Annotated in this window: 11 protein-coding genes; 5 read left to right on the forward strand and 6 right to left on the reverse strand. The window is 70.0% G+C overall.

Annotated elements, in window-relative coordinates; all coding sequences use genetic code 11:
- Positions 1–39 precede the first annotated feature (39 nt).
- The 3 genes from HUN07_RS18890 to HUN07_RS18900 are packed head-to-tail and all read left to right on the forward strand — an operon-like array spanning position 40 to position 2,947.
- On the forward strand, positions 40–816 hold the full coding sequence (locus tag HUN07_RS18890) for an alpha/beta fold hydrolase (protein ID WP_174911870.1): 777 nt from the start codon (positions 40–42) through the stop codon (positions 814–816).
- 12 nt (positions 817–828) lie between these two features.
- On the forward strand, positions 829–1,125 hold the full coding sequence (locus HUN07_RS18895; RefSeq protein ID WP_114721979.1) for an MGMT family protein: 297 nt from the start codon (positions 829–831) through the stop codon (positions 1,123–1,125).
- A 43-nt stretch (positions 1,126–1,168) separates the two neighbouring features.
- The gene (locus HUN07_RS18900) at positions 1,169–2,947 is read left to right on the forward strand and encodes an NTP transferase domain-containing protein (RefSeq protein WP_254622597.1); all 1,779 of its coding nucleotides are present in this window, start codon (positions 1,169–1,171) and stop codon (positions 2,945–2,947) included.
- Between the two features lie 7 nt (positions 2,948–2,954).
- On the opposite strand, the gene HUN07_RS18905 is transcribed toward HUN07_RS18900, so the two are convergent.
- The 3 genes from HUN07_RS18905 to HUN07_RS18915 form a co-directional block, all read right to left on the reverse strand.
- A complete protein-coding gene (locus HUN07_RS18905) occupies positions 2,955–4,493 on the reverse strand; it encodes an FAD-binding protein (RefSeq protein WP_174911873.1) in 1,539 nt (512 codons plus the stop codon).
- Between the two features lie 129 nt (positions 4,494–4,622).
- Positions 4,623–6,296 carry an ABC-F family ATP-binding cassette domain-containing protein gene (locus tag HUN07_RS18910; RefSeq protein WP_302675491.1) on the reverse strand — a complete coding sequence of 558 codons (1,674 nt, stop codon included), beginning with the start codon at positions 6,294–6,296 and terminating at the stop codon, positions 4,623–4,625.
- A gap of 280 nt (positions 6,297–6,576) precedes the next feature.
- The gene (locus HUN07_RS18915) at positions 6,577–6,927 is read right to left on the reverse strand and encodes a PLD nuclease N-terminal domain-containing protein (RefSeq protein WP_114721975.1); all 351 of its coding nucleotides are present in this window, start codon (positions 6,925–6,927) and stop codon (positions 6,577–6,579) included.
- Positions 6,928–7,312: 385 nt separating this feature from the next.
- Between HUN07_RS18915 and rsgA the strand changes: the two genes are divergently transcribed.
- Together rsgA and HUN07_RS18925 are read left to right on the forward strand one after the other, a co-directional pair.
- On the forward strand, positions 7,313–8,413 hold the full coding sequence (gene rsgA, locus HUN07_RS18920) for a ribosome small subunit-dependent GTPase A (protein ID WP_114721974.1): 1,101 nt from the start codon (positions 7,313–7,315) through the stop codon (positions 8,411–8,413).
- A 33-nt stretch (positions 8,414–8,446) separates the two neighbouring features.
- Positions 8,447–8,962: a GNAT family N-acetyltransferase gene (locus tag HUN07_RS18925; RefSeq protein WP_174911879.1), complete on the forward strand. Its 516-nt coding sequence runs from the start codon at positions 8,447–8,449 to the stop codon at positions 8,960–8,962.
- Positions 8,963–9,130: 168 nt separating this feature from the next.
- On the opposite strand, the gene HUN07_RS18930 is transcribed toward HUN07_RS18925, so the two are convergent.
- From HUN07_RS18930 to HUN07_RS18940, 3 genes are read right to left on the reverse strand one after another with little or no spacing between them, the layout of a single operon-like run.
- Positions 9,131–10,252: a poly(ethylene terephthalate) hydrolase family protein gene (locus HUN07_RS18930; protein ID WP_174911882.1), complete on the reverse strand. Its 1,122-nt coding sequence runs from the start codon at positions 10,250–10,252 to the stop codon at positions 9,131–9,133.
- A 29-nt stretch (positions 10,253–10,281) separates the two neighbouring features.
- Complete coding sequence (locus HUN07_RS18935) at positions 10,282–11,310, reverse strand: hypothetical protein (protein WP_174911885.1); 1,029 nt, start codon at positions 11,308–11,310, stop codon at positions 10,282–10,284.
- A gap of 55 nt (positions 11,311–11,365) precedes the next feature.
- Positions 11,366–12,337 carry a R2-like ligand-binding oxidase gene (locus tag HUN07_RS18940; RefSeq protein ID WP_114722016.1) on the reverse strand — a complete coding sequence of 324 codons (972 nt, stop codon included), beginning with the start codon at positions 12,335–12,337 and terminating at the stop codon, positions 11,366–11,368.
- Positions 12,338–12,405 lie beyond the last annotated feature (68 nt).

A 12,405-nucleotide genomic window follows, 5' to 3' on the forward strand; every position in this document is an offset into this window, starting at 1 on the left:
ACGGGTCCGACATCGACCACATCCGGCATAGTGGACGCCATGCGCGGTCTCCACACCTACCTGTTCGGTACCCCGGGAGCGTCGGAGGTGCTCGCAATCCACGGCCTCACCGGGCACGGCCGCCGGTGGGAGGCCCTCGGGTCCGGCCAGCTCAGCGACACCCGCATCATCGCCCCCGACCTGCGCGGGCACGGCCGCTCGTCGTACACGCCGCCGTGGGGCCTCGACACGCATGTCGACGACCTCCTCGCGGTGCTCGACGAGCACGCGACCGGCCCGGTGGTCGTGGTCGCCCACTCCTACGGCGGCGCGATCGCGCTGCACCTCGCGCAGGCCGCGCCGGAGCGGATCCGGGGACTGGTCCTGTTGGACCCGGCGCTGGGCCTGGACCCCGAGACGATGAGCCGCATCGCGGAACTGGTCGTGGCGCACCCCGACTACACCGACGTCGCCGAGGCCCGGGCCGAGAAGCGGCACGGCGCCTGGGCCGACGTGCCCGCCGACGTGCTCGACAGCGACCTCGACGAGCACCTCGTCGAACTCGACAACGGCCGCTTCGGCTGGCGCATGTCGGTGCCCGCGGTCGTCGCGTCGTGGGGCGAGATGGCCCGCGACTTCGTCCTCCCGCCACGCGGCATCCCGACCGTGCTGGTGCAGGCGCTGCGCGTGCAGCCGCCGTACGTGACCGCGGAGTTCCGCGGCGCGCTGTCCGAGCACCTCGGTGCCGACCTCACGCTCGCCGACCTGGATTGCGACCACATGGTCGCGCACGCCAAGCCGGACGAGGTCGCGACATTCGTCCGCAAGCTGCTGTAAGGACCGTCCTGCATGGCCGCCACCACCGACGAACAGATCGAGCGCGTCCGTGAACTGGTCGCGTCGATCCCGTCGGGCAGGGTGGCCACGTACGGCGACATCGCCTCCGCTGCAGGACTTTCCAGCCCGCGAACGGTCGGATGGATCATGCGTACCGACTCCTCCGACCTGTCGTGGCACCGGGTGCTGGGCGCCTCGGGCCGACCCGCACCGCACCTCGCGCACCGTCAGCTGGCAAAGCTCGAGCTCGAGGGTGTCCCGATCCGGGACGGACGAGTCGATCTCGCGGCGGCACGGCACAGGTTCTGACCACCGATCCACACACACGTCGTCGATGCGGCAGCATTGGGCCATGACCTCCCTCGGCCTGCCCGGCGAGCCCACGGACGCGATCGTCCTCGCCGGCGGACGTGCCACCCGCATGGGCGGTGTCGACAAGCCCGCGATCACCGTCGGCGGTCGCCGCCTGCTGGACACCGCGCTCGCCGCCGCCGCCGACTGCGACCGGACCGTTGTGGTCGGGCCCCGTCGCGACGACCTGCCGCCGACCGTCGTGCAGACACAGGAGACCCCGGCCGGGTCCGGACCGGTGGCCGCGCTGTCCGCCGGACTGTCGGCGCTCCCCGGGTCGACCGACGGCCTGGTCCTCGTCCTCGCCGCGGACCTGCCGAGCCTGGACCGGGCAACGGTGCGCACGCTGGTGTCGGCTCTGCTCGACCGCCCGGACGCGGAGGCGTCGTTCGCGGTGGACGAGTCGGGCCGGATGCAGTTCCTCCTCGGCGTGTGGCGCCGCGCGTCGCTCACCGCGCGCCTCGACGCCCTCGCGGGCCGGGAGAACCAGCCGATGAGGGCCCTCGTGCCGGACCGCCGCGTCACGGTCGAATGCACCGGCGTCACCGACTGCGACACCCCCGCCGACGTCGAGCGCGCCCGGGCCGCCCACGTGCCCGCCCCGATGACCGTCACGGAGGCACGGGCAGCCGTCCGAGAGTTGCTCTCGCCCTTGCCCGTCCGTCAAGCACCGTTGTTCGAGTCCCTCGGGGCCGTCCTCGCCGCCCCGCTGGTGGCCGCCGAGGCACTGCCGCGTTTCGACGTCTCCGCGATGGACGGGTACGCGGTGGCCGGTCCGGGACCGTGGCGGCTGCGGACCGAGATCCGCTACGCCGGCGAGCCCACCGCCCTGGACCTGGGTGACGGGGATGCCGTGCGGATCGCGACCGGCGCCCAGGTCCCGAGTGGAGCGACCTGCGTGATCCGTGACGAATTCGTAGACGTCGCACCGGATTCCGTCGGCAAACTCGTGGTGCGACGACCGGGCACACCGGTGCGCGACGACACCCGCCGCCGCGGTGAGGACTGGCAACCCGGGCACCACCTCGCGAACGCCGGTACCGCGATCGGTCCGGCCGTCGTGTCCGCGGCGGCGAGCGCGGAGGTCACCGCGGGTGCGGTGCGCGGGCCGGTCCGGGCACACGTCGTGGTGACCGGTGACGAGATCCGACGCGACGGTCCGCTCCGCGACGGGCAGACCCGCGACTCCCTCGGACCGGTGCTACCGGACGTGCTGGCCCACTGCGGTGTTCGCACTGTGGCGGATACCCATCTGCGGGACACCGCGGACGGATTCGACGCGCTGCTGCGCGACGCCCGCGACACCGACGTGATCGTGGTGGTGGGCGCGACGGGCGGCGGCGCCGCCGATCAGCTGCGGGGTGCCCTGCTCCGCGCGGGCGCCCGGATCGTGGTGGCCCGGGTGAAGTGCCGACCCGGCGGATCGCAGGTGACGGCGCTGCTGCCGGACGGTCGCGTCGTGCTGGGACTGCCGGGCAACCCGGTAGCGGCGGTATCGACGCTGCTGATGATGCTGCCCGCGGTCGTCGACGGGCTCACCGCACGCGCACCGTCGGCGCCGGCGACCGGCACGGTGGTCAACGCCCCAGACGCCGCGGCCGCCGGAGTTGGAGTCACCCGGATCGTGCCCGTCGTGCGACAGTCGGACGGCACGTGGCGCGCCGACACGGTCGTCCGCACCGCACACCTGGCCGGGCTGATCGGGCGGGAGGCGCTCGCGCTCCTCCCGCCCGGCCCGCTCGACGCTCAGACCGTCGAGTTGCTGCCGCTCCCTCAGTGATTCACTGTCAGCGGTTTGCGACCATGTCCTTGGCCGCGAGGTGGCTGAACAGCATGCTGGCGCCCACCGGGTTACCGCCGCCGGGGTAGGCGTTGCCGCTCGCGGGGGCCATCGAGTTGCCCGACGCGTACAAACCCGGGATCGGGTTGCCGCTCGTGTCGAGGACGCGCGCGGTCGTGTCGGTGACCAGGCCGCCCTTGGTGCCCAGGTCGGAGATGCCGAACGTGGCCGCGTAGAACGGGCCCTGCTCGAGCGGCACCAGCGCGTTGCCGTCCTCGTTGAATGCGCGGTCGTACGGCTCGTTGCCGCGACCGAAGTCCTCGTCGACGCCGTTCGCCGCGAGCTTGTTGAACCGCTCGACGGTGGCGACCAGCGCGTCGGCCGGAACACCGATCTGCTCGGCGAGCTCGGCGATCGTGTCGGCCGTCTTCCACAGGCCGGCCTCGTAGTACTTCTCCGGCTCGACCATCGGCTGAGTGCACGAATCGATCGGCGGAATACCGCCGGTGCGGTTGTCGTAGATCATCCAGAACGGCAGCGTCGTCGTGCCGGCTTCCATCTGCTCGATGATGTCGCGGCCGGCGCGATCGTACGGCGCACCCTCGTTGGTGAACCGGACGCCCTCCTGGTTGACGAAGATGCCCGACGTGAAGCACAGCGAGAACGCCGAGTTGCCCTCAAGATGCGTCAGACCCGGCGACCACCATGCCTCGCTCATCGACGCGATGTCCGCGCCGATCTCGATCCCGGCCTGGATCGGCTTGCCCAGGTTGGCCTCCGGACCCATCGTGTCGCGACCGACACCCGGGACGCCGTACTTCGAGCGCATCGCGTCGTTGCGCTCGAAACCACCGGCGGCGACGATCACACCCCGACGCGCGCGGATCGTCTCACGCTTGCCGGCGTGGTCGACGATGACACCGACGACGGCGCCGTCCTCCACCACGAACTCCTCGAACGAGGTGCCCAGCTGCAGGTCCACACCCTGGTCGGTGAGCGCCATCAGGAAGCGGCCGATCAGCGACTGCCCGCCGAACATGTCGCCCTCGGGCAGCGGCATACCCAGACGGTCCGGCCCCGGCTGCGGACGCAGCACGTCGCGCAGCGTGCCGAGGCGGGCCGGATCCAGCAGCGCCGGCATGATGTGGCGGCCGCCGGGGCGCGACTTGGGCGCGTCGTGGAAGTAGTCGGGCCACGGGTAGGCCATGAACTCGAAGTAGCCGCCGGCGTCCTCTTCGAGGTAGTCGATCAGCGCGGGACCGTTGTCCAGGTACGCGTCCTGCAGTTCAACCGGAGCGGTGTCACCGACCACGGCACGGAAGTACTCGCGGGCGTCCTCGGGGGTGTCGTCGTCACCCGCACGCTTCAGAACGGCGTTGTTCGGGTAGTACAGGCCGGCGCCGGAGTAGGCGGTAGTGCCACCGAACTTGTCCGTCGCCTCGATGACCTTGACCGAAAGACCCTCGCGCGCAGCGGTGTAGGCGCCGGCGAGGCCGCCACCCGACCCGATCACGACAACGTCGGTCTCTTCGTTCCAATCCACCATTCAGGATCCTCCTGCTCGAGCGTCGATCCGATTCCGGACCACAGCCCGGCCGGTGGACCGACACGCTAATCCCGAAAGGCGTTGTGGTGTAGGTCATGTTCCGCTGGACGGTAATCACACAGGGAACCCTCAGGTGGGCTCCTTGTCGGCATCGGCGTCGGCGGACAGGGCCAGGTGCGGCCAATGCGCGAGGTCGGCGAGCATCTGCCGGTCGTGAGTGGCGACGACGACGGCGGCCGGCGTGTCCGACAGTGCGGCGGTGAGGTCGTCGACCAGAGACCCGGACAGGTGGTTCGTGGGTTCGTCGCAGATGAGCAGCATGGGGCGCCCGGCGAGCTGCATCGCGAGATGGAGCCTGCGCTGCTGTCCCTGCGACAGTCGCCCCACGGGCGTCCGGCGTGCCTGATTCTCCAGCAGGCCGGTCGACGTCAGCGGTATCGGTTCGACGTCGTGCCCGAGCCCCCGGATGTGGCGGTCGTAGAGTTCCTGCGCGGTCAACTCGGACTCCCAGTCGGGCACTTCCTGGCCGATCAGCGCGATCCGGGCGGCGGCTCGGCGGTGGACGCTGCCGGTGGACGGCTCCAGCACACCCGCGAGCACGTCGAGCAGTGTGGACTTGCCCGCACCGTTGCGGCCAGTCACCAGGAGTCGCTCCCCCGCATCCAGCGAGAGCGTGACGGGGGAATCCAGCCGACCCGCCACGGTGACGTCGTCACACCGCAGCAGAGGTGCGCCGGGTCGGACGGTCAGGTCCGGGAACCGCAGCCGCAGTGGCGGTTCGGGCACGGTGACGGTGTGCGCATCGAGGTCGGACCGGCGGCGGTGAAGCGCCCGGACCAGGCCCGGCGCCCGGGACTGGCGCTGGTGCTTGCCGTGGCCCTTGTCGGGTCGCCATCCGGTGCTCAGCCGATCGCGGGCGTCGGCGACGGCGTCCTGCAGGCGCGCCCGCTCGGCGAGTTGGTCCTCGTACTCGCGTTCCCATCGCTCGCGGGCGCGACGACGACCCTCCTGCCACCCCGCACGGCCTCCCGCGAAGAGTTGCGGACGGCCGTCCTGGCTCGGATCCAGGTCGAGGACCTCCTCGGCGACGTCGCGCAGGAGCGCGCGGTCGTGACTGACGACGGCCAGCCCGCCGGAGTGGGCACGTAGGCGGTCGGTGAGGAAGTCCAATCCGCCCCGGTCGAGGTGATTTGTCGGCTCGTCGAGCAGCAGTATGTCCGGTGCGGCCCCGAGCAGGCACGCCAGGCGAACTCGATAGCGTTGCCCCACCGAGAGCGTCGCCAACGGGCGCTCCCGGTCGGTGCACGCGTCGAGCGCCGACAGCGCGATGCCCACTCGCCGCTGCGCGTCCCAGGCGTCGAGCCGGGTCGCGGCTTCCAACGTCGACGCGTAGGCGTCGTCGGCTCCCGGCGCTCCGTCGGCGAGCAGGATCGTCGCGGCGTCGAGTTCCCGCAGTGCCCGCACCGCGGGCTCCACCGAATCGGCGACGAGTGCGCCGACGGTCTCGCCCTCCCGAAAAGGTATGGCCTGCTGAGCGATACCGACGGTGCCGGCCCGACTGACGGTTCCGCTGTCGGGTTGCAGGATTCCGGCGAGAACGTGCAGCAGCGTGGTCTTGCCGCGCCCGTTCTCACCGACGACCGCAAGGCGCGATCGGGAGGACACCGTGACGGAGACGTCCGCCAGAACCGGACGCGACCCGAGCGCGACACGGACCGAGGTTGCTCGCAGGTGTGCATGTGCGCCCGCGGGTAGGTGATCCGTGGACGAGAGGTGGTCATGTGTGTGGTCGGGTGTGGACAGGCCTCTTCGGCCCGTGTGGGAAACAGACACTGATACTCCGCAGCTCGAGGAAGGAGCCGGGGCAGCACGAATTACCGCCCGGCATGTCTACTCGGACGGCGGCGTGGAAGAAGTCGTCGGAATTCGGGTCGTCGCCGCCGTCAGCGGAGCGACCACGGCTTCATCGACACAGTGCCTGCATACATGCGGAGAACCTAACCGAGGCGCCGACACGGTGCCAACGAGTTTTCGGGCACAGCCGAGCGTGGACAGCGCAACCCCGACCGGGATCCCGCGGAGGTCAGCCGTCGGAGAGACCCTCCCGCTGCTGACGACCGATCCGACGCTGCTCCTCCGCGCGCTCGCGGCAGCGGCGCAGGAACTCCTCGTCGTCCTCCGACCGCTGCGCCACCTGCCGGCCCGGACGGTCGTATTCGGGGAACCCCGACGACGCCCCGGCCCGGCGCGGCGCGTACCCGCCGTCCGGCCGTCCGGCAACGAGCCACAGCACCGAACCGATCAGCGGCAGCAACAGCACGATGATCGCCCAACCGACCTTCGGGATGTTCCGCACCGCGGTCTCCTCGGCGACGATCACGTCGACGAGACACACGATCCACAGGACCATCACGATCAAACCCAGATACGGCATCCGACGCCGACCCTCCCCAGTCATCCCCGACCACAGTGAAGTCCCCGACCACACGTGCCCGACGATGAAACCAACCCGAAGGTACGTAGCGCAACTATCGGACGCGGACATTCCGGGCGCGACGCCCTCCCCGTGGCGCCTCGAAACGCAGTGGCAAGGGCCGCGCGGCGCCGTTAGAGTGGTCGCCGAACGTTCTGAAGCGAGTGAGACAGGGAGGTGAGTCGATGATTGCGGTGAAGACCACTGCCGCGGGCAGTGCCCGGACCATCCTCACGTCCCGGGTCCCGGTCTGAGACGACTCCCCTTCTCGTCGACGGTGCGCACGTGTGCGTTCCGAGGGTGAAGCGCGTCGTCCGACAGGGCCCGAATCCCGAAGGGTCTCACCATGTCTTCATCACCGTCTTCACCACGATCCACCTCCACTCCCGAGTTCGACCTCGCCGCACTCGGCTGGGACGGCAGGTTCGCCGCCATGTTCACCGGGCACGCCGAACACGGACTGGTCCCGGCCCGTGTCACCCGCGTCGACCGTGGTCGCTGCGACACACTGACCGAGGCAGGCGCGGTTCGCGCCGACAGCACTGCGGTCGTCGCTCCCGACCCCGAGCACACGGTGTGCACGGGAGACTGGGCAGCGCTCCGTCCGGGTCCACGGCCCGAATTGGTGGCACTACTCCCCCGGCGCAGCACGATCGCACGTGCGTCGGCGGATCGAACGTCACATCGACAGGTCCTGGCCGCCAACATCGACACCGTCGGCGTCGTCGCCTCGCTCGCGGCACCGATCAAACCCGGCCGGATCGAGCGGTTACTGGCCCTCGCCTGGGATGCCGGCACGACGCCGGTGATCGTGCTGACGAAAGCCGATGCCGCCGAATGTGATCCGGAAGTGGCGGCCGCCGAAACGTCCACCGTGGCGCCCGGCGTCGACATCGTCACCGTCAGTGTCCACACCGGTGCGGGCATCGAGGGCCTGGTCCGGTCGTTGTCGGGAACCACGGTGCTGCTCGGACCGTCCGGCGCCGGGAAGTCCTCGCTGGCGAACGCTCTGCTCGACACCGACCGGATGGAGACGAGCGAGGTCCGCGCGACGGACGGCAAGGGGCGGCACACCACGGTGCACCGGGAACTGCTTCCGCTTCCGGGCGGGGGCGTGATCATCGACACTCCAGGACTGCGGGGCATCGGCCTGCACGACGTCACCGACGGCGCCCGGCACGTGTTCGCCGACATCGAGGAGCTCGCCCAGGGCTGCGCATTCCGGGACTGCGAGCACCGCACCGAACCGAGATGCGCCGTGCAGGACGCGGTGACGGACGGTCGACTCGACTTCGGCCGACTCGACCGCTACCGCAGAATGCTGCGCGAGACCCAGTGGGCGGCCTCCCGTTCCGACGCACGACAGGCCGGCAAGCGCACCGCGACCGACAAGGCCATCACCCGCGACATTCGGGCCCTCTACCGGTTCCGCGACCGGCAGCGCTGACATCCACCCGAACCACAGAAATGGAAGTACGACATGAACACTCGCTCACACTGGACGACACGTCCGGAAACCGACGAGGACATCCAGACTGTCCGACAGATCACCCTCGCTGCCTTCGAGACCGCCGAGGAAGCCGACCTCGTCGACGCGTTGCGCGAGGAACCGGCATGGATCGACGGGTTGTCGATGCTCACTCTCGACGAGGGTGGCAACGCCGTCGGGCATGCCCTGCTCACTCGCTGCCACATCGGCGATACCCCTGCACTGTGCCTGGCACCGTGTTCGGTGCTCCCGGCGTATCAGCGAACCGGCGCCGGCTCCGCCGCCATCCGCGCCGTCCTCGAGGCCGCGAAGACGCGCGGTGAGCACTTCGTCACCGTCCTCGGGCATCCGACGTACTACCCGAGGTTCGGGTTCGCCCGCGCGTCCGAGCACGGCGTCGGGATGAACGTCGACGTCCCCGACGACGCACTCATGGTGCTCGCCCTCGACGGACGCCGGATCCCGAGCGGCACCATCCGGTACGCCGCAGCGTTCGGCGACATCTGACCCAAGAACCGGCACGATTCCCCGAGGGGCGCGGCTCCGGCCGCGCCCCTCGGGGCCGGCGGAACCTGGGAACGTACTCCGCACACTCCCCGGCGCGTGGCGACGGCCCCGGACGAAGGAAACGCGAGCGACCACCGCCACCACGAGCAGCAGTGCAAGAACACCGATCTACCGCAGCGCGTCGGCCTGGGTATTGCGCTCGGTGTTCACGAGCGCACCGTCGGTGGCGAGGGCGTAGTCGGTACCGAGGAAGACCTCCTTCGCCGCGGCCGAGTCCTTCGTCACGTAGTCGAGGAAGGCGACTTCGAGGGCCGGGAACACGGAGTTGGCGGGGCCGTCCATGGGCTTGCCGTGACTCGCGCCACGCACCGTTGTCAGCCACGCGGGCGCTTGCACCTGCGGATACTGCACGAGCGACGGCCAGCCTGCCGGGTGAACGATGAAATCCGCGCTGCCGGTGACGATCAGCGTCGGAACCGTCGACGGCGGCACCCCGATGCCGAGCGTCGCGGGACCGGGCTCGACCGCAAGGGCACCGACGACACGGAAGTCCGGGTCGAACTGCGTGCCGACCTCTTGCAGGCGCCCGCCGGAGATCAGCGCGGAGCCACCGCCGGCGGAATGGCCCGCGACGACCGTGCGGGTCAGGTCGATGTGGCCGTACAGCGGGCCGGCCTCGTCGGCGTTCGCCGCCGCCGCGGCCTGCGCGCCCATCTCGTGCGTGAGGCCGAACCAGTTGACGAGCGAGTAGTTGACCGCGACGACGTAGCCGTGGCTCGCCAGGTGCCGGGCGGTGGAGTCGTAGATCCCCGGTTCGACCAGGATGCCGGGCGTCCACAACACGAGCGGCACCGCGCCGAGTTCGGCAATGTCGTCGGGGTAGTAGAACTCCACACCGACGGGGCTGCCCAGACCGGAGTCGGGGAAGGTGCCGAAACACTTCATCTCGTCCTGCACGTCGAAGCCGAGGCGGACGACACGCACGTACAGCTCGGTCAGGCCCGCGCAGTCCTGCGGGTTACGGGACTGGGTAACAGGATGCGGGCCCGCAACGCCGAACTGCTGCTGGATCGCCGACTCGGAAGCGGGGACCACACCCATCGGTGTGAGGCCCAGCGAGCCCGTGCCCGAAGCGGCGGCGAACGGCGCAGCGAGGGCCGGTGTGAGGACGAGGGCAGCAGCCGTGAGGCCCGTACCGAGCATGCGGGCGACGGTGTGACGCATGAGTGCCTTCCTGCGATGGTGGCTGATCACGACCATCTTGATCACGACCATCTCGATCACGACCATGCTGCCATGCGCGTTTCACCCCACGTGACTCACGGCTTCGCAACTGATCGACGACCCAGGACGAAGGAGCCCCACGCAATGGCGGCTCCGAGTAGAACCACAAGCACCACAACGACATAGAGCCACGCAGGTAAGCCGGCCTCGTCGGCCTCCACCGCGGCCTGGGGCTCGGCGTCGGCGCCCGACGTCGGCGCCTGGGCCGACGGCAGCGCCTTCGACGCGTCCGAGACGTTCGTCGAGAGCCCCTGGACCACACCGGTGATCGGTCCGGTGCCGTCCACCAGCTGGCCGGTTCCGTCGGCGAGGGCCTTGCCGCCGTCGTCGAGGAGAACCAGCCCGTCACTGAGCTGCCGCGCGCCGTCCGCGATCTGGCCCACACCGCTGACGAACTGAGCCGACGGATCGTTGAGTTCGTACGACAGCTGACGTGCCCCGTCCTCGAGCATCGTGAGCTGTGCGAGGGTGTCCGGCCCCATCCCTTCGGCGTCGAGTTGCGCGACCAGGTCGGTGACCCGGGCGGACGCGCCCTGCGCCACCGGGTCCGGGGACGCCGACAAGGCCGCCGCGACCTGGCGCAGCGAGCCGGTGACCTGACCCTGGATCTCCCCCAGCCCGCTCAGGCGGTCGACCACCTCGTCGACACCGCCGCTGATCTGCTGCGCGCCGTCGCCGAGAAGCCCGACGCCGCCGCTGAGTTCAGTCAACCCGCTCGAGAGTTGACCAGCCCCGTCGCGCGCCTGCCCCAGCCCGACCGAGAGTTGGTTGGCACCGTCGTCGAGTTGGCGGCCGCCGTCGACCAACTGGCTCACGCCGCCGCTGAGCAGCGACAGCGGCAGGCTCGTCTGCTGCAGGCTGCGCCGAGCCTGCGCCAGCGCGTCCGCGCCCGGATCCGCCTGCGGCGCCTGCTCGGCGGACCCGGGGTCGGCGGTCGAGCCGGGGTCGTCGGCCGTCGCGGTGAAGTAGATGACGGCGCCGACCACGGCAACGACGAGGAGACCGAAGATCATCGCAACCTGCCGAGCCGAGAGCCTGCGGCGGGCATTTTCGTGTTCGCTCATAGGTCCGCGAACGGTAGTCGCGCCGATTAAGCGATCTCTGAGATGGAGATTCAGCTCACGCGGTCGCGGCCTCCGCCGCGGCATCGGTGATCGCCGCCGCGTCCTCCGCCCCGAACTTGTCCTCGAGGGTCTCGGGCGAGTAGTCGAGGTCGATCTCCTCGACCGAGCGGCCCCGGGCGGATTCGATCGCTCCGAGGCGCCGCTGCGCGCGGTCCGCGGCGTACGCGACGAACTCGTCGGGGTCGAGGCCGAACGGCTGCTCCTCGAACTGGTCGTTGACCCACTGGATCATGCCGAGTGCGTGCGGGAGCAACTCCCCCATCCGCTCCTGCACCAGATCCCAGTTGCGGTCGTCGGCGGCCACGTGCCGACGGCAGGTGAAGGTGCCCCACGCCATGTGCCGGCGTTCGTCGTCGCCGATCCGTTTGATCAACTCCTGCATGCCCGGCAGGATTCCGCGCTTGGTACATACCCTCTGCCACGCGTAGTAGCCGGTGAGCGCGAGGCTGCCCTCGATGACGTGGTTGTAGGTGACGGACGCCCGGATCTGGTTCGCCGGACTCGGATCGGTCTCGAGGGCCCGCAGCGATCGGGGCAGTTCCTCGTAGAACAGCGTGCGGTAGAAGGGGTTCTCCGCGACGAAGGGATGCAGGTCGCCGGTGAGCCCCACCGCGTCCATCCACAGCCGGAACACCTGGGTGTGCTTGGCCTCCTCGAAGCAGAACTGCGTCAGGTACATCTCGTCGCCGAAGCGTCCCTCGGCGGCCATCGCCCTCATGAACGGCTGGATGTCCTCGGTGACGGCTTCCTCGCCGGCGATGAACTGCGCGCACAGGTACGTCGCGCTGCGCTGCTGTTCGCTGTTGAGTTCCAGCCAGTCCTCGGCGTCCTGCGTGAAGTCGAGGTCGGTGGGATTCCAGAACTTGGCGTTGCCCTTCACGAACAGCCTGAGGGGAAACGCGTCCCAGTTGAGTCCGCCCTGGCGGAGTGAACTGAAGCCCTGCCTGTCGACTGATGTCGCGGTCATCTGAAGAACCTTCTTCCCGGCCTGCGCCGACGTCCGCCTCGCACGCTCCGAGTCCTGGACCTGGAAGT

It is taken from the genome of Rhodococcus sp. W8901 (assembly GCF_013348805.1).
Lineage (GTDB): Bacteria > Actinomycetota > Actinomycetes > Mycobacteriales > Mycobacteriaceae > Prescottella.